Annotated in this window: 13 protein-coding genes and 1 pseudogene; 5 read left to right on the top strand and 9 right to left on the bottom strand. The window is 42.3% G+C overall.

What is annotated here, in order from left to right; genetic code table 11:
* Nucleotides 1-8: 8 nt before the first annotated feature.
* The 3 genes from argA to KL866_RS12880 all read left to right on the top strand — a co-directional run bounded on the left by argA (nt 9) and on the right by KL866_RS12880 (nt 4,759).
* Complete coding sequence (gene argA, locus KL866_RS12870; protein ID WP_118490461.1) at nt 9-1,319, top strand: amino-acid N-acetyltransferase; 1,311 nt, start codon at nt 9-11, stop codon at nt 1,317-1,319.
* Between the two features lie 295 nt (nt 1,320-1,614).
* Nucleotides 1,615-3,759, top strand: coding sequence for a GGDEF domain-containing phosphodiesterase (locus KL866_RS12875; RefSeq protein WP_311236146.1), 2,145 nt, complete (start codon nt 1,615-1,617; stop codon nt 3,757-3,759).
* A 133-nt stretch (nt 3,760-3,892) separates the two neighbouring features.
* Entirely contained in the window at nt 3,893-4,759 is an 867-nt protein-coding gene (locus KL866_RS12880) for an alpha/beta fold hydrolase (RefSeq protein ID WP_311236147.1), read from the top strand.
* 209 nt (nt 4,760-4,968) lie between these two features.
* Here the strand turns inward: KL866_RS12880 and KL866_RS12885 are convergent, their stop codons facing one another.
* Both KL866_RS12885 and KL866_RS12890 read right to left on the bottom strand, forming a co-directional pair.
* On the bottom strand, nt 4,969-6,084 hold the full coding sequence (locus KL866_RS12885; RefSeq protein ID WP_214995328.1) for a DUF2855 family protein: 1,116 nt from the start codon (nt 6,082-6,084) through the stop codon (nt 4,969-4,971).
* Between the two features lie 16 nt (nt 6,085-6,100).
* Nucleotides 6,101-7,515, bottom strand: a pseudogene (locus KL866_RS12890) (NAD(P)-binding protein).
* A 124-nt stretch (nt 7,516-7,639) separates the two neighbouring features.
* On the opposite strand from KL866_RS12890, the gene KL866_RS12895 reads away from it, so the two are divergent.
* On the top strand, nt 7,640-8,218 hold the full coding sequence (locus tag KL866_RS12895; protein WP_025256784.1) for a TetR/AcrR family transcriptional regulator: 579 nt from the start codon (nt 7,640-7,642) through the stop codon (nt 8,216-8,218).
* Between the two features lie 133 nt (nt 8,219-8,351).
* On the opposite strand, the gene KL866_RS12900 is transcribed toward KL866_RS12895, so the two are convergent.
* From KL866_RS12900 to KL866_RS12920, 5 genes are all read right to left on the bottom strand, one after another.
* On the bottom strand, nt 8,352-8,597 hold the full coding sequence (locus tag KL866_RS12900; RefSeq protein WP_214995330.1) for a DUF4235 domain-containing protein: 246 nt from the start codon (nt 8,595-8,597) through the stop codon (nt 8,352-8,354).
* A 128-nt stretch (nt 8,598-8,725) separates the two neighbouring features.
* Entirely contained in the window at nt 8,726-8,893 is a 168-nt protein-coding gene (locus tag KL866_RS12905; protein WP_025256786.1) for a DUF1328 domain-containing protein, read from the bottom strand.
* 266 nt (nt 8,894-9,159) lie between these two features.
* Nucleotides 9,160-10,635 carry a catalase gene (locus KL866_RS12910; protein WP_251140023.1) on the bottom strand — a complete coding sequence of 492 codons (1,476 nt, stop codon included), beginning with the start codon at nt 10,633-10,635 and terminating at the stop codon, nt 9,160-9,162.
* Between the two features lie 727 nt (nt 10,636-11,362).
* Nucleotides 11,363-14,185, bottom strand: coding sequence for a tetratricopeptide repeat protein (locus KL866_RS12915; RefSeq protein ID WP_214995332.1), 2,823 nt, complete (start codon nt 14,183-14,185; stop codon nt 11,363-11,365).
* A gap of 3 nt (nt 14,186-14,188) precedes the next feature.
* Nucleotides 14,189-15,151, bottom strand: coding sequence for a choice-of-anchor A family protein (locus KL866_RS12920; protein WP_214995334.1), 963 nt, complete (start codon nt 15,149-15,151; stop codon nt 14,189-14,191).
* A gap of 426 nt (nt 15,152-15,577) precedes the next feature.
* Here KL866_RS12920 and KL866_RS12925 point away from each other — a divergent pair, with 426 nt between their 5' ends.
* Nucleotides 15,578-16,105, top strand: a complete 528-nt coding sequence (locus KL866_RS12925; protein WP_214995336.1) for a hypothetical protein — start codon at nt 15,578-15,580, stop codon at nt 16,103-16,105.
* A gap of 122 nt (nt 16,106-16,227) precedes the next feature.
* Here the strand turns inward: KL866_RS12925 and yghU are convergent, their stop codons facing one another.
* Together yghU and KL866_RS12935 are read right to left on the bottom strand one after the other, a co-directional pair.
* On the bottom strand, nt 16,228-17,085 hold the full coding sequence (gene yghU, locus KL866_RS12930; RefSeq protein ID WP_214995338.1) for a glutathione-dependent disulfide-bond oxidoreductase: 858 nt from the start codon (nt 17,083-17,085) through the stop codon (nt 16,228-16,230).
* 281 nt (nt 17,086-17,366) lie between these two features.
* Nucleotides 17,367-17,624, bottom strand: a complete 258-nt coding sequence (locus KL866_RS12935) for a hypothetical protein (RefSeq protein WP_025256792.1) — start codon at nt 17,622-17,624, stop codon at nt 17,367-17,369.
* Nucleotides 17,625-17,942 lie beyond the last annotated feature (318 nt).

The raw sequence follows: 17,942 nt of genomic DNA on the forward strand, positions 1-17,942 counted from the left end.
CTACTTAGATGGTACTAGCGCAGCAAGATGGCATAAAACTGTTTCGCAGTTCACTGCCATACATTAATGCTCATCAGGGAAAAACCTTTGTATTGATGTTCGGTGGCGAAGCCATTGAACATCCTAATTTCCCCAACATTATTCAAGACATCGCTCTATTGAACAGCCTTGGCGTACGTGTGGTAGTGGTGCACGGTGCCAGACCACAAATAGACCAGCGCGTTGCGTTACGCAGTATAGAAGGCCGCTTCGAAAACGGCGTACGCATTACTGATAAGCAGACCCTTGAATGTGTAAAAGACGCCGCAGGCTCGGTTCGTTCGCAGGTAGAAGCCTTGCTGACTATGGGTTTACCGAACTCACCGATGCACGGCGCGCAAATACGCGTGTGCTCGGGTAACTTGGTAGTAGCCAAACCTATGGGCGTACGAGGCGGTGTAGACTTTGAAAATACGGGTCTAGTGCGTCGTATCGATACTACCGGCATTAACGACCACTTAAACGACGGCTCGATTGTGTTGTTATCGCCTATGGGCTATTCATCAACGGGAGAAGTATTTAACTTGTCTCACGAAGATGTAGCTACCCAGGCAGCTATTGCCCTTAAGGCCGACAAGCTTATTGTGTTTTCAAACTATGATGGCGTATACAACCGCGACGGAAGATTACTTCGAACCATAGAACGTCCTCAGTTAGAACAGCTAACTCTAGCAGGTGATATAACCACCGAAGATACGGTACTAAGCGCGCTTACCACCAGTGTAGCTGCTGGGGTTCCACGTGCGCACTGTATCAGTTTTGAAAAAGACGGGGCTCTGCTTCAGGAATTGTTCACCCGCGACGGGACTGGCTCGCTTGTAATGGAGCACCATTACGAGCAATTGCGGGCGGCAACCATCGAGGATGTAGGCGGTATTTTAAAACTAATAAAGCCCTTAGAAGAAAGCGGCGTGTTAGTGAAGCGTTCACGCGAGCGTTTAGAGAACGAAATTAACCAGTTCATAGTGATTGTGCGCGACGGTATGATCATCGCCTGTGCGGCTTTGTACTTGTACCCAGAAGATGGCTGTGCTGAATTAGCCTGTGTGGCAACCCACCAAGACTATCGCGGCAAAAACCGTGGTGAACGGATTTTAGATGAAGTGCGCACGCGTGCTAAAGAAGCAGATATTGACCGTATCTTTGTACTAACGACGGTAACGGCACACTGGTTTTTAGAACAAGGGTTTGAGCCAGCAGACATTAGTGCTTTACCTGCCGTGAAAAAAGAGCTGTACAACTTTCAGCGTAATTCTAAGGTATTTACGCTGACGGTCTAATCTGTCAATTCAGGTCATACGAAACACTAATTTATCAAATAATATGGTGTTTCGTATGTTTTTGTAACATATTGTGAAAATTAACATTAATCCTTCCTAATGCCTATCCCTAGCACTATTTAGCGGTTATATTAACTCATCTAATTACGTGAATTAGTTTCAACTGTTTGTATTGAACTAATACTAGTCCAGCGGTTTTATAGTGATATCTCGCGCATTAAAAATAATAAAAAACTACCTTCTACTTAACGACGACAACTTAAAAACAACTGACGCTAATATATGGCGGCTTAGCGTGCTACGGTCGATATTAGTTATCGGTGTCATTCTTACATCAGCCATTGTTGTCCATTCATCCTATACCGCTTATGTTCAAGAACTCTATTATGTTCTTTACTTAACGACAGGGTTTACCGCCTTCCTTTTTGCAACACTCTCTATAGGCTTAAAACACATAAAAATAGCTTCAGCGTTTTTAGTTTTAGTCGTTGTTGCAGCTTCACTGTGTATTTTGTTTTTTACTACCGATTTAATTTCAGCTCAATACGGCTTACTCTTTCTTTTCACACTTCCTATTATTGTTCGTATTTTATACGGTATAAAAGCATCAATTATTACTATGCTTTTAAACCTTGTTCCCTATTTTCTTTTAGTTACCAAAACTAAAGTTTCACCTTTGTTTGGTATAGATATTACATTACCCGATACGCACACTTATCTGGCTTCATTACTATTCTTATTCTTTAATTTCTGTATCCCAATTGCTGTATTACGTGTCATGTCTTCGTTAGAAAAGCAGTCTGAACACAATCAATTACAAAGCAGGAAACTCGACAAGATAGTAAAAGGGTACCAAGAAATATTTAATAACGGGGGCACTCCCTCGTTTTTTTGTGATGAACAAGGGCGAATACTGCAAGCAAATAAAGCAGCTAGAACCCTAGTTAAAAAATTTCGCCCTAATTGTGAATACATTCAAGACCTGTTTTCTTTGAGCTTGCCTATAACACATGGAGTTAATCAAACTGCTTCAATCTATAATAACCCTGAACAAGAATTTGAAATCCAGCCAGCTAGCTTAATGCACCATAAAAAACAGCTCATTCATTGCCATGACTTGTCTGTAAATAAAAAAAATCTGCTGGAATTCGATGCGTACAAAAAGCAGCAGTACGAAAAGCACTACTTTAATGAACTTACAGGTTTAAAGAACCATCACTTTTGGAAACAGATGGAAACTAGCGATAGCATTGTGAACCAACATATAGTGCTATTAAAGCTGGCTAACCTTCGCGAAATGAATCTTCAGTATGGCTATAGTCAAGGCGATAAACTTTTGATAAAAGTGACATCGCAGCTACAAAACGAACTCTCTAACTGCGCGAGGCTCTATCACTTTCCCGGCGCGAAATTTTTATTTACTCTGAACGCCAAGCAATTATTTTCTAGTTCTATCGAACATTTTTTAACTCGAAAACTGCCGAATACTATCACTGTTACCTCGAATAATGTCAGTGTTGAACACACGTTGAAATGGCGTGTAGGGCATTATCATGTTAGTCGTGAAATAAGCCCTGATGCCGCAGCTGAGTGCTGCGCTATTGCATTAAGCCAAAGCAGTGAATTGTCGCCCTACATGTCTTTTAGTATTAATACGGTGAAGTCTATTAGGGAAAATACTCAACAAAAAGATAAAGTAAAAGCGCTTATTGATAATGGCTGCCTTGCGATTTATCTACAGCCCCAGGTGTCAATCGATGAAACTATTATCGGTTTTGAAGTCCTTGCGCGTTTAAAAGACCTATCGACTGGGTCGATATTACAGCCCCATCATTTTCTCTTTTTGATAGAAGCGAACGGTTGGGAGGTGTTGTTTACTCAAAAGGTTATCGACGCAACTCTGTCACTTCTTGATACGTGGCCTGCTAGCCTACCGCAAGTGCCTATCGCTATTAACCTATCTGGCCCTGAACTATTAAATGACTTTTTCTACGAAAAGCTTTTACGCCGCTTTTCAGAAAGCCCAGAACTATGCCAAAAATTAAAGCTAGAGCTCACTGAAACCTCGGTACTGGCAAGCCACAGTGAAACAAAGCGTCGTCTAACCTCTTTAGCTAACGTAGGTGCGACAATTATTATCGATGACTTTGGAACAGGTCACGCTTCCCTCTCTCAGCTGATAGACATGTCAGCAAGTGTCATGAAAGTTGATAGGGAGTTTGTTGACCGTGTGGAAACTTCTGAACGACACCGAAAAATCGTTCAGATGACTTTAGATCTAGCGAAGAGTTTAGAAATGCAGACAATCGCAGAGGGTGTAGAAACGCGTGCCCAGTTGGCAGTGCTAAAACAGATGGGGTTTAAACATTTTCAGGGTTACCTTTTCGGTAAACCGGCTCCCGTCGAACACTGGATTAGCGAATCAAAAGTGCAGGAGTAACTAAAATTCCAACGATTTGGTTAAACGTAATATGCGTTTATCACTAATTGTAATAAATCTTTTTGTTGCAAACTCTGTTTAACAAAGCTTTACTGGTATGACCAGACAAGAGTTAAAGAGTAAGGTACACCTAGTGAGCATCCCAAAGCCTAACAATATTACTGTTACGTGCAAGGACAGCATAAGTTTAAGCGCAACGCTTTTCACCCCTAAGCAGTCAGTGAAGGCAGCAGTCATGATTGGCCCTGCTACGGGTATCAAACGTCAATTCTATAGTGCGTTTGCTACCTATTTATGTGACCAAGGGTATGGCGTTATCACTTTTGATAACAGAGGCATTGGAGGGTCGGCAAAAGGCAGCGCTACACAAAGTGATGCATCGCTAGTAACCTGGGGTGAGCAAGATATGCCGGCGGTGTTAGAGACACTAAAGTTTCACTTCCCTAATGTGCCTTATTTTCTTGTTGGTCATAGCGCAGGAGGTCAGCTACTAGGTTTGATGCATAACGTACATGACCTCACTGCTTTTTGTAACTTTGGTAGTTCATCAGGTAGCTTGCGAAACATGCGTAAAAGCTATTTGCTTAAAGCTCACTTTTTCATGAATTTTTATATACCCGTGAGTAATTTACTATTCGGCCATACTAAATCCCAGTGGGTCGGTATGGGCGAGCCATTACCTAAAAAAGTGGCGCGCCAATGGCAAAAATGGTGTAACGGTAAAGGTTACGTAAAAACAGGGTTTGGCAGTGATGTTAACCAGCACCACTACGACACCATTCAAATGCCTTCTAAGTGGTTACTCGCCAAGGACGACGACATTGCTAACATTCACAACGTCCACGATATGATTAGCGTTTTCCCCAATATGGAAGCTGAGGTGGAGGAACTCGATCCTCATGCTAATAACGTAAAAGAAATAGGCCACATGAAGTTTTTCTCACGGAAATGTCAGCACTTATGGCCTAAAGTTACTGAGTATTTTAATCAATACGTGTGATCTCGACTTCTAACGAGCGCTTATATTTAAAACGCTCGAAATCAACACAGGTGCTCGGGTTGCACGCTAAATGGCTACTGGAAAAACGTTCTGAAGTTCAACTTCGTTGGTCAAACGTAGCCTAAGTTTAGCGTGTTAATTGGCGATTACTTGTATGAAGTACACTGTTTTTTGCAATCTATATGCGACACCTTGTACGCTTTCAATTCTCACCCTTCAAGTGTGTATATCCTTCCTTCGTTCGATGGAATTTGACCTTGTTGATGTTGGCTAAAATCTTCCTGCAAGGCTGCCAACCCGTCGAACTCCTTAACCTTAAGCCAACCGGCGCTCCATGCAATGGCTTTTGATACAAAGCCGCTACTCAACTTCTGGTACTCGGCAGGCCCAATATCAGACATACGCTGCTGTATATGAGCAGGAGCAAAGAAAAATTCTTCATCGCTTGCGGGCTCAACGTTTTGCCAATGAGTAAGCCCAACGTTGATGTATCTGGTTAGGAGCGCGCCAAGTCTATGTTTAATTGACTCTTTGACCTTAGCATTACCGGACATGTCGACCACAACGGTGCTTTTCAATTGCAACATTTCCAGTTTTTCATAGCTAATAACTTCGCTGTATACACCTAACGCTTCTAGGGATGCAACACGCTTTTCAGAGGTTACCCCTATAGCGTCTATGCCCGCTTCTTTCAATGCAAAAGCAAGCCCTAAACTGGTTTTGCTTGAAGCACTTAATACCAATAACTGTTCTCGTTGGGCAGCTGGTATAGTATCGACCACTTCTGATAAACAGTAAGACGTTGCATAAAGCGGCCACAGCAACATCTGATAGTTTTCTTGCTCGTGCTGCTTGGTGTTAACTTCAGCGTTTGCATTATTCGCTTGTACTGGAAGAGGACGATAGACGTTATAACCTTGCGGCAACTTCAAACGATGAGGACTACAGTCAATTAGGTTGCTGCTATTAACCGTGGTGTTGCTCATGATCAAGTACTCAGCGGGAGGGAAATAACCTAAAAAACGACTTCCTACTTCTACCTCATCGTTATTAGAGCTAATTACTTGACCAACACCCCATACTGGAATAACACCCCAGCTCTCATCACTGCTAGTGTTAAGAGCTGGAAAAAACTTCCAATAACCAAGCTTGTCACCCACCATATAATAGGTCAGGTTATTGGCAGTAAACGCAAACCTTTCAATTTTGATTACTACGCTTTTTGTCTTTCCAATATCCTCTATCTGCGCACTATCAAGGCTATCTTCTGTTTGCATTATTCGAAAGCGGTTTGGGTTTGTTTTGTCTATTTGAAACTGTTTCATTGTTATTTATAACCTTTTAAAGTTGTCCGCTCGCTTTTAAGCCTTGGATGTAAGTCATCAGCTTTTGCATGGCCGGTGCCGCTGCTTCTTTCAAACGCCCTAACACCTGCATTTTTTGCAAATCATCTTTTGCCACACCGTGTACTACTTTTGAAAAGCCATCCAACCTACAATGGTAGATCCACTCTTTAAGCGCTGCGTCTTCCCCCCAAATTTGCATGTTTCGTAACATAGCAGCGGTCATTGGTAACCAGTCAACATCACGATTAGGCAGCGGGACCACTTGTGTCAGCATTTGCTTTTGCCGTTCATCACTGTAAGTAGCCTCAACGTGGGCAATGAGAGCCGCACTAAAAACAGGTTGATAGGCACGCACTGTTTGGGGGGTGATGGTGTCTTCGTCAAACACCGCTTTTATCTCTAGGTTAGTAAGCGCAGATGCGGAGCAGTCAATAACAAGTGCGTTATCTGGCATATTCCACGTTGTATCTTCAAATTGGAGCTTATCGCGGCTGATATGCTTAACCCGACCTTCCCTAATGACAGACGTAAGCGTTTGTAGGGCTTTTAGCTCTAATTCGCTCACCGTAGCCCCATGGAACATACTCGGTCTTACTTCCTTATCAATGCGCAGTAAAACCCCGCGCTCTTCTAATTTGTCGAACATATCATCAATGGAAGTTGACGCAGCAATAGCTTCCATCTGATTCGCTTGCGCCCCAATAGAGTCGAAGAAGAAGTCATCCAGGGGTTGGGTATTTTTACGGTTAAGTAACCACGCATCTCGCGATACCACCCAATGGATATTATTGGGCGCCACATGGTTTTCGAGCAACCATAGGCAAGTATCAATACCTGTTTTACCACCACCGACAACCACATAGTTATCAAAGCCTTCGATATTCTGAACCAGGGTATTAACTGGCGTAAACGCCACATCATGGTCACGAGTAAAGCTTGGAGTATGAGTAAGCGGAATATTGGTATTTAAATAAGTGGCATCAACAATTTTCTTGTTCACAGTAACTTCATAGTGCTTGCCACTTAAGGTAGAAACAAACTGTTTATTTCCTTTGTATTCGCATAGTGGGTAATACTGTACACGCTTTGAAGGCAAAAAGGTTTCGTTCATTACCGCGTCAAAATACGCACTAACTTCTTGCCCGGAAGCTAATCCCATTAGGCCTTCATTCATCCATACTTGTCAATTACGCCCCGGTTCAATTCTCTTGAACACACGCCATAAAACGCTGAAGGCTGGTGTAGGGTGACGAAGGGATAGGCATAGTTCCAATGCCCGCCGGGCTTCGCATTTTTATCTACAATCAGAATGTTAGCGTTTGTTTCGTGAAGCAGTACATCAGCAAAAGCCATCCCAACTGCACCAGCGCCGACAATTAAATAATCGCAGGTTAATTGCTCAGTTTTCATATATAGTGTCCTTATGAATAACCTGCGGGCAGGCAGGTTAAGTGTTAAACCAAGAGATATAACGGCGTTATAAAACCACTTTACATAACGGTGTTATATTGTGCAACATGTAAATGATGTGTAAATGAAAAAAGATACGCGACAGAAGATCTTAGATGCTGCCTCAGCACTGTTTTTAAAAGGCGGAACGAATGCGCTTAGCGTGCGCGCCATCGCTGAAGGCGCAGGTATGTCCACTATCGGCATTTATAGCCATTTTAAGGGTAAGCAAGGCATTTTAGATGCGCTCTATATTGAAGGTTTCGGATTGGTAGAGCGTGAAATGTTGGCGGCAGATGGCAATACTGCGGCAGAAAAAGTGATTAATGGCTGCGAGCGTATGTTAACATTTTCAGAAACCCATGCGGCTCATTATCGGCTGATCTTTGCTTCTAATTTGAAAGACTATACCCCTTCTGATGAGGCAATAGAAGCAGGTCAAAAAGCCTTTATCACGCTAACTAAGCTTACTTCTGCATTAATTAAAAAAGATCTGTCTGTGGAAGAAAAACAAGATGTGGCTATGCAGGTATGGGCGCTTAATCACGGTTACATTACGTTAAATCAGCATGAGATAAGCAACCGTATTACCTGGAATAATTGGAAAGAACGTGCGCTTCAAGCTATTCGCTTGCACGTTTACGCCCTAGTCGCTACGCAATAATGAAAAAGGGTTAGCGTTTGAAGCGTCAGCCCGCAGGATGTCTACCCATTAAAGTCGCCGATGCAATTTAACTTTTGTGGATACACCGCTTTATGCTTTACCGTTAGCGGCTTATTAATGCAAGAATGTTATGTCACTTTGATTTACGCTTGTCTAATGCATATTGAACGGCCATTCTTGCAACACCTGCTCCAATGCCCGATACAACAGCCCAAGTTACGGCTTCTTTAAGGTCTGTATTTTCACTTTCTTTGTCTTTAGGAGCAGGTTCATCTACTACCTTTTCCCACGACTTTTGAAGCGTTTTTCTCGCAAGAATTCCTGCAGATGCTGCGGCAAGTCCAATGCCTACGTTCGTGATAAGTTGTTTATTACTCATGATGTCCTCCCTTAGTTTTATCCGCTGATGAGGCTGAAGTAATAAAACAGCCGCTTATTAAACGACTAACAGCTGTTTTATTCTAATCGTTATATTGTCTTTGAATAACGTTTCAATGTGGCTATGACTTAACTTTTGCCTTTAACTATATTCATAACAACTGAAATAATCAGTAAAATAACGAAAACACCAAATATAATTTTGGCAATACCCGCGGCAGAACCGGCAATTCCACCAAACCCTAAAACTGCTGCGATTAATGCAACGACTAAGAATATTAAAGCCCAACGTAACATAATGTATCCCTTATTTTTGTCAGTTAAAGTCAGTCAATATCTTAATTTAATTGCAAACCATGGGCCTAGTTGGAGATTTTTGTTGGCAAATGTAGAGCTCATGTGGCTTGCAGAGTGATTAAGCTCATCGGAAGGAAGTATATTTCTGCGCCACTACAACACTTATTGCAAAAAATGCTAGCCTTCTTACCTCCGAAATTGTAAATATTTCTCGAATAAAAAGGATCAGAGTAATGTTCCATTATTTAACTCTGATCCCGTAGGTGCTACTTGCTCGCTACCGCTTTTCTTACCCGTGCGCCATAGTCGCTATCGGCTAGGTCGTACTGCACGAACATGGCTTCTTGAACATCTTGTGTCGCTTGGCTTAGACCATCAGCAATATTGTTTACTAACTGCTGCTTTTGATCTTCACTCATAATGCGATACAGATCGCCTGCTTGAGAGTAGTTGTCTTCATCACGGTTATCATAAATGTCTAACCATGCGTCTTGCTCTAATGGCATCGGTGGCTCTTGCACCTCTGGCATTTCGGCTGGCTCACCAATTCGCGCTCGGTTATTTGGATAGAAGTTTGCTCCACCTCCCGCAAGCGCAGGATTTATTCCGGCAAAGGCACCATCCCTTTGATAGTTGTGCACTGGGCATCGCGGTGCGTTTACTGGTATTTGATTGTAATTCGCACCAATACGGTATCTGTGTGCATCTTGATATCCAATTAGTCGCGCTTGAAGCATTCTGTCTGGCGACGCACCAATACCCGGTACCAAATTGCTCGGCGCGAACGCCGCTTGCTCAGTTTCTGCAAAGTAGTTATCAACATTGCGGTTTAACTCCAACTGTCCTACTTCAATTAACGGGAAGTCGCTGTGCGGCCATATTTTGGTCAAATCAAACGGATTGATATGATAACTGCGAGCTTCCTCTTCGGTCATGATCTGCACGTTCACTGTCCACGATGGGAAGTCGCCGGTATCGATACTTTCAACAAGGTCTTGTTGGGCACCGAAGGCAGGCATTTTCGCTGCTTCTTCGTTGGTAAGCGTTTTGATACCTTGGTTAGTTTTAAAGTGCCACTTCACCCAGTAGCGCTCACCGGCGTTGTTCCAAAAGCTTAAAGTATGTGAGCTATAGCCATTCACGTGGCGATATGAAAGCGGGATACCGCGGTCAGACATCAAAATCGTTGATTGGTGTAATGACTGCGGGTTGTTCGCCCAAAACTCATATACTGCCTGGGGGTCTGGCAAGTTAGTGCGCGGGTTTTTCTTTTGGCTGTGAATAAAGTCAGGAAACTTAATACCATCTCTTAAGAAGAATACAGGTGTATTGTTTCCAACCATGTCCCAGTTGCCCTGCTCGGTATAAAACTTCACAGAAAAACCACGAGGGTCTCGAGCATAGTCACTTGAGTCTTGCCCGCCCCCAACTGTTGAAAAGCGCAAAAACACATCGGTTTTCTGCCCTTCTTTTTGTAGAAATTCTGCAATAGTGTAGTTAGATAAACTCTTGGTTAGCGTAAATGTACCATGCGCTGCACTACCTCTAGCGTGAACTACGCGCTCTGGAATTCTCTCGCGATTAAAGTGTGCAAGCTTCTCGAACAAATAGTGATTGTCAAAAGTAACCGGGCCACGTGGGCCTGCAGTTCGACTTTGATTGTCATTGGCAACGGGCGCACCATTGCTAGACGTTAGCGTAGTAGGGTTTATAGCTGTACCTGAAAATGGACACTTACTCATTGCGAATTCCTTCTAGTTCATTTCTGCCCCTCTTTTCAGCTTTACTAACAGTCTCGCTAAAACGGGGCTTACTTTAATAATTAACAACGCTTTGTTAATTACCTTTTTCATTTAGAAATATAATCGCTGATTTATTAAAGCAATTAAAACGAACAAAATAGATAGTACTAATCGTGATTTCAAATCACGCTGAAGCGCTTGTTACTAGATGGCAGGTTTGACACTTATTATTTAACTATCGGGGGCTTCGTATTGCAGGGGCATGTATAAGCAAGCTTAGTGTGGCTGGAAAAAGTGGGCGCTAGTTGTTCAGAGCGTACTTTTTTACGAAGGTGTTTATACCGCTCAGTAGCTTGCTCCTTGGGCATACCAAATTACAGTGGGTAGGCATGGGCGCGCCCCACCTAAGCAAATAGTCAAACAATGGCAGCGATGGTGTAACGGCAATGGCAATGTCGAAACTGCGTTCCAATAAGACATTCACACCCATTTTTACGATGACATTACACTACCATCAAAATGGTTACTCGCCGCTGATAATGCCATTGCTAACTTAAAAAATGTAGAGAATGTAGTGCGAATATTTCCTAACGTCAGCGCACAAATAAAGATGCTTCACCCTAGCGATTTTAAGGGGAAAGAAATAGGTCATATGAAGTTTTTTCTCACAAAAATATCAGTACATCTGGCCCCAAACCTTTCAGTTTTTGGTAGAGCTTGTGGAAAACTAGCGTGCTTGTTCCATGCGAGACAGCAGTGCGTTTGCTTTTTCTCGTTGTTCAAAAGGCGTTGATGACTTGACTAAGCGACTTAAAATGCGTTTCGCTTCTGAGTAGTTTTCTAATTCTACCAAGGTATAGGCAAGATGATATTGTAGTGACAAAGATGTCGCATTTCGCACTGACGCTTGTCGAAGCAGGGGCAGCGAGGCCTGTGGTTTGCCATTAATGGTTAGCGCCCAACCATAAGTGTGCAGCACACCGGCGTCTTTGGGTTGTAATCGGTACGCTTGCTCAGCAAAGTGTAAGCTCTTTTCGTTATTTATCAGTAAATGAAGCTCCGCTAATCGATTATATAATGCAAACCGGTTTGCTTCTGGTGCTACCTCTAACATATAAAGATAGTGGTTGATTGCGGTGTTAGCATCGCCATAATAATAGTGATATTGCGCCAGTAAATTACGGGTGAAATACCTATCGGGCTCTTGTTCTACCGTCGCAGTTAAACGCTTAATCAACGCCGAAAAATCACCTGTTTTCACACTTAGGGCATACAGTTTGGCGAAGGCTAAATCGAAGGTTTCATCTTCATTCAGCACCTTTTGATAAAATGTCATCGCTTGAGTGAAACGACCTTTTTGCTGGGCTAATTCACCAAATTTGAATAACACCTGAGGGTGCTTAGGATAACTTTTTATTATTGCTGACAGACTAGATTCTGCACGTTCAACTTTATTTAATGCTAATAAAAGCTTCACCCACTGAAGTTGTAAATTTAGGTTTTTTGGTTGCAATAATCGAGCTTTATCCATACTACTCAGGGCTTTATCTTCATCACCCACAGCCAACCAATTTTGCGATTCACTTACCAGTACGTTTACCGGCCTATCAAATATTAATTCTAGTTTTAGAAGAGTTGATTTTGCATTTTCTACATCGTTTGCTTTGATGTAAAACGTAGCCAGTTGCACTAATGCCAAAGGATTGCCAGGCTCCTTCACTTCTAATTCACGCAATGCAGCAATGGCACTTCTGTAGTCTCGTTGCTGATTCATTGCAGCCACGGCGGAGAAAGTGATTTTTCCTATTGGCCCAAATTTTTGTAAAAGGTATCTATACCGTCTATCGGCTGATTCAAAATCGCCTCGACGCATGTCAATATTCGCCAATTGAAACACCACTTGAAGATGATTTCCTTTTTCTTCTTCAAGCAAAAGTAAAATAGCTTCAGCGTCGTCTAACAATCCTTTGTTGATTAGCATTGTTGCTTGATTGTATCGCGCAGCAAAAAGATCAGGCGCCTGGTTGAGAACATCGGATAGTACAACTTCAGCCTCTGCGTATTTTTTTTCAATCAGCAATTGAGCAGCGTACATATTCAGAATCGTTATATCATCAGTAAACTGCGCTCTTAAAGTGGCGATGGCTTTTGCGGCTTTTTGGGTTTCGCCGATATCGAGAAAATAAAGAGAATAGGCCACTAACACTTGTCGATTGTCTGGGTATTGCTCTAATAAATTGTTTAACTGTTCTGCAGCTTCTTTAAATTTACCTCGGGAGAATTCTACCCGTACCGCAAACAAAGCAACGTCTACATTATCGGAATACAGCTCAGTTAAGGAAGATAGCAATCTTACTGCTTTAAAATTACGGGCGTTTTCTAAATACAAACTTCCTAGAAAAATTGCCTGCTCAATATGTTGTTCTATCAATTCCTCCTCGTGATTTTGCAGCCCTAACATGGCGGCTTTTTTATCGCCCAACGCCATGTTAGTAGTTGCTAGCAAAATCGCGGTTTGCAGGTCTTGTTCGCTGTAAGTTGTAAATAGATTAAAGCTATCTCTTGCTTGTTCAAAATTGCCTTGCATCAGGGCCACCATACCCCGCAAATAGAGCAAGGAAGGTTCCGCTATCATCATTTCTTCTGGCACGATAGATAAACGCTGATCGATTTGCTCTAGTTGAGGGCGAATATTAGATAAGGCATCTATCTGGCTAGTAAGCCAACTATTGACAAACATTAAGTATAAGTCATCTTCCGTTTCCAATAACAAATCTTCGGTGACTAATAACGCAGCGTCCAAATCGGCTATGGCCACATAAGCATCAATTAAACTTCGTGCAATTTTCGCGTTATTGGGCGAAATTCGATAGGCGTTGTTGAAATAACGCTGTGACAGCAGCACATCCCCTCTTGCACTTGCAAGACGGCCAAGCGCCCACCATGTTAAGGCTTGACTGTCGTCCTCAGCAAGCGAGCGTTGAAGCAAGGTATCTGCCTGTTTATATTGACCATCCTCAATGGCCAACAAGGCCAAGCCGTTTAATCCCAGGGGATGCTCTGGTAATTGGGTAAGCAATTCATCATATTCCCTTTGGGCACATAGCCGTCTCGATTCAATCAGGCACGCTTCAGCACGAGTAGCGCGCCATTGTGCCAAGTGGGCCTTAGATAAGTCGGTAGATACGTCTATGGCTAGTATTTGCTCTGACTTTTGCAGGCGCACCAATACTCTGGACCAATTAGGCAACACCAAATTGGGGTCCGCACCTTTTTCATAGGCATGTAAATAGGTGTTGTGGGCTTGTTCCCACAACCCTGTTTCGAAATAAAGATTGGCTAAAAGTAGGTGTGCAGGAAGATAATCGGGGTTAGCTTGTAGCACATTCTTTATATGGATAAACGCGTCGTTGAAAGCTTTGGCTTCATAACTAACAATGGCAGATTCATAATCTACACTCGCAGTATCTTTTTGATCAGCATTGGCTAATGCCGTGAATGAAAGTGTAAGTATGAAACTAAAAACACTTACACAAATTCGTTTTCTCATTATTTAACGGGTTACTTTAAGCCTGCGTGTAACCATCAATATACTGGCGATAAGTATCAAGAACAAGCTTGAGTGGGGCTCTGGAACTTCAACAACATTCGTTTCACGTTCATAGTTAAATACAAAGTTATGAAACTCACGAGCCCCAGTGTAAGACTCAGACGCGAAGGCGCCGTCAAATGATGACCCGCCTGTAATGTCTGCAAAAGGCGCAAGTACAGACCCTTTTACATTCAGGTTATTGAAATCAATGCTTTCAGCATCATAAAAATTCCACAAAATATTAGAATAGTAACTTTGCTGGGTGAAATCACCTGTACTGTTTACGCCACCACCAATAACAATGTTCTTGCCTTGCAAGTCGCTGGCAGACACATTAATGATAATAGTTTCAGCACTGCCTGCAATTAAGTTTAATGAGCTGTTCTGGGCAAACACTTCGCTGGCTGAAACATTAAACACAGCAATTTCATCAGTACCTGTGTAATTAAACGTGCCGTTGCTGTATGTTCCATTTTCTGTAAGGCTTGAGTAGTAAGCAGTATCTGCGTATAAAGAATTAGCAATGTCGGTAATAGACACATCTGGGTTATAAATAGCCTGACCGTCATCACCGTCGTTCAATTCTACCGTCGATGTATTTAAGGCCCCGCCGTAGACGAGATTATTGTCTCTAAGCACCCGAATACCATTCGCGTTGACATCACCTACAATGGTCACCGCATCAATAGCTGTGTCGGTATTGGCTAACCGACTACCAAACTCAGCAGTGCGTCCTTGAGCGTTTAAATTTCCGCCAATAAATGCCTGCCCTTCAACATCTCCACCTTGGAAGTTGTAATCTTCTAGCAAAATAAGATTATAAGTGCCGAGCACATTCGATGTCGTTGTACTCGTGCTGGCGGTTTCAGCCGCTACAGCGGTGAATTGAACAACGCAAAAAACAAAAAAAAGTGCAAAACGCATAAAACGACTACCCAACGTGTTAGCGAAACTAAAAAAAGCGCTAGTCCTTTAAGGACGCTGCCTAAAATACTCGGAAATGAAAATGGTTCTGTTAGCCTACCATTTTTGGCTTTAATAAGCAAAAATCACACCAACTTTGAAACTCCAATAAACTCATGCACTTCAATGATTTACATATTTTTAACACCGCTTTTTTGTATATTTTCTTGACAGCCTTGCACCTAAAAAATGCAACTTTAGTTGATGTTAAAATAAAAAAGAGACACTAGTATTAAGCCTCTCTAGCTATGAATTCAGCACTAGGGCGCCCTAAGGCTGCGGCACATCCACTCCTCTACATATTACTTTTTTGCAATAAAGGTCTAGCGTTAGCTTTTGTCCGTAAATAAAGAAACAACAGTTCGTCAAATACTAAGGGCTTGCGTAATGACAAAGCCACTCATATTCATTACCGGTTTTATAATGTTATGCATCATTACCTTTGCGTCTTGTAAGACCTTTGAAACACTTTGGCGTATTAACCACAAGAACAACGAGCTAACTTTTATGGGCAGTTCAGGTTGGCAGTGGCATAACAAATCACAAGGGCTTCAAATTAAGCGTGTAGACAATTACTTGCCAGCGATGAGAAAAGTATCTGACAGCAAAGAATATGCTTCGCTTATTACCATTACCGAAAGCGGAAATTATCGCGGCTTTGTGTTTTTTGACCAGGACTGTGAAGAAGGCGCTATTGTCTCAGAGCGTGTAACTTACAGTGCAGCAGAATCACTAAAACTTGAAGTATTACACTGCCTTCATGGAAAGCTGGTGTATATGAAAAACTGGGCAACAGCACCTACAAAAAGGTGGCGTGGCCGTGTGGGCGACTTTGAATTCGATGAAGCATTAAATGAATGGGATTTCACACCACTTCAACAAGCCTATTTAAAGAGCGTTGCCGAACTCATTTGAAAATTGGGGTCAGAGTACTTTTTGTCGGTGTCTCTCTTTAGCCATTGTGATGCTAAGAAGATGATTAACTTAAATGAAGTCTGCTGCCCCGTCATTTGAGTAATGCACTCTGACCCCATTATTTAGGTGTTGGCGAGGGCGTCGTCGATATCTTTTGCACTGTGACGGTTTTCTAATTGGCCGTCATCGCCCCAGGTCTTGTTGACGATACGGCCGCGTTTAACGCCTTCTCTTTGTTCTAGCTGTTTAGCCCAACGAACCAAATTGGTGTACTCATGTACTTGAAGAAACGTCGCTGCATCGTATAGGTTGCCAAGCACTAAATTGCCGTACCATGGCCATATAGCTATATCAGCTATGCTGTATTCACTTCCCGCCATAAATTCATTGTTTGCTAAGTGCTTATCTAGCACGTCTAACTGACGCTTAGTTTCCATAGTAAAGCGATTGATAGGGTATTCCATTGGATAAGGCGCATAGCTATAGAAGTGCCCGAAACCACCACCTAAGTATGGCGCTGAACCCACCTGCCAGAATAACCAGTTAAAGCACTCAGCCTTGGCGTGAGCGTCTTGCGGAATGAACTTACCGAACTTTTCTGCCAGGTAAACCAAAATTGAGCCTGATTCAAAAAGCTTGGTTTCTGGCGACGTTGTAGTGTCGACCATAGCAGGAATTTTACTATTCGGATTCACATCAACAAACCCAGAAGAAAACTGATCGCCCTCTCCAATATTTACTAGCCAAGCGTCGTACTCTGCTTCACTTACACCTGCTGCCAACAGCTCTTCTAGCATGATAGTTACTTTCTGACCATTAGGTGTAGCTAGTGAATAAAGTTGTAAACCATGTTCACCATTGGAACGGGGCTTTTCATGGGTCGCGCCCGAAACAGGACGATTAATACTGGCCCACTTGTTACCGTCATCTTCTGCCTGGGACCAAACTTCTGGTGGTGTATAGCTACTTTCTGTCGACATAGTAAATCCTTTGAGTTGTTTCATTTGGTTAAGTTACTTCGATATATAACTACTAAGAACAGCTTTTAAAGACTTACAGCTCAACACTGTCGACTAGTAAACGTCGATATACGTCTACTGACATAAAAAGCCGTGCGTTGTAAGTATACAAAGCACGGCTTCAAGAATAAAAGGCGAACAGTCCTTTGCTCGCAAACCGGAACTATCGACAGTCACCATTAACGTTTTCTTAGCAAAAAACGTGGCAGAATCGATAGTGTATAAAAAAGACTGGTTGTGAATTACTTAACTTCGTAATACGCGTCAATTAAGTCGGATTCATCTAAGTAAACAAACATTTCACTTTGCTTATCTAGTGGGCTCTCTGCAATTGTGTTAGTAGCCGTTTTAGGGGTGTTTGCGTTTTGTGCTGCAACATCATCGTTGGGCGCATCACAAGCAGAAAGTGTTGCAAGAGCGGCCATCACTAACGACGTAGAGAATGAGCGTTTAATAATTCGCGCATAGAAAGGACTTGCCTTGTTTTTTAACTTTGTCATCAATAACACCTTTTGCTCCTTGTTGTAACTGATAAGAGGAGTATCAATGATTATGCCAATTAAAAATAAACCATTAATAACAGATGGTTAGAACACAAAAAATCATATTAAGTGAAAGAGTAAAGAGGGAAATGTTGCGCATAGGCAACACCTTTTTTGTATAAAGCGGATTTGAATAAACTAAACGAGCGGTATTCAAACAAGTTTGCCGTAATCAGTTAAATTGATTATTCAAAATAGAAATAAAAATTTTTTGAATATATAAAAAAAGCAGGCTAAGCCTGCTTTTTAAAGAGTTTTTTCGATTAGATGCTGACG

The sequence above is a fragment of the Alteromonas sp. ALT199 genome (assembly GCF_018619335.1).
Lineage (GTDB): Bacteria > Pseudomonadota > Gammaproteobacteria > Enterobacterales > Alteromonadaceae > Alteromonas.

Excerpts from the sequence above, each read along its gene's own strand:
- KL866_RS12920 (WP_214995334.1), bottom strand. The coding sequence starts at position 15,151 with ATGCGTTTTGCACTTTTTTTTGTTTTTTGCGTTGTTCAATTCACCGCT.
- KL866_RS12885 (WP_214995328.1), bottom strand. The coding sequence starts at position 6,084 with ATGAAACAGTTTCAAATAGACAAAACAAACCCAAACCGCTTTCGAATA.
- KL866_RS12895 (WP_025256784.1), top strand. The coding sequence starts at position 7,640 with ATGAAAAAAGATACGCGACAGAAGATCTTAGATGCTGCCTCAGCACTG.
- KL866_RS12910 (WP_251140023.1), bottom strand. The coding sequence starts at position 10,635 with ATGAGTAAGTGTCCATTTTCAGGTACAGCTATAAACCCTACTACGCTA.
- argA (WP_118490461.1), top strand. The coding sequence starts at position 9 with ATGGTACTAGCGCAGCAAGATGGCATAAAACTGTTTCGCAGTTCACTG.
- KL866_RS12925 (WP_214995336.1), top strand. The coding sequence starts at position 15,578 with ATGACAAAGCCACTCATATTCATTACCGGTTTTATAATGTTATGCATC.
- KL866_RS12905 (WP_025256786.1), bottom strand. The coding sequence starts at position 8,893 with ATGTTACGTTGGGCTTTAATATTCTTAGTCGTTGCATTAATCGCAGCA.
- KL866_RS12935 (WP_025256792.1), bottom strand. The coding sequence starts at position 17,624 with ATGACAAAGTTAAAAAACAAGGCAAGTCCTTTCTATGCGCGAATTATT.
- yghU (WP_214995338.1), bottom strand. The coding sequence starts at position 17,085 with ATGTCGACAGAAAGTAGCTATACACCACCAGAAGTTTGGTCCCAGGCA.
- KL866_RS12900 (WP_214995330.1), bottom strand. The coding sequence starts at position 8,597 with ATGAGTAATAAACAACTTATCACGAACGTAGGCATTGGACTTGCCGCA.
- KL866_RS12915 (WP_214995332.1), bottom strand. The coding sequence starts at position 14,185 with ATGAGAAAACGAATTTGTGTAAGTGTTTTTAGTTTCATACTTACACTT.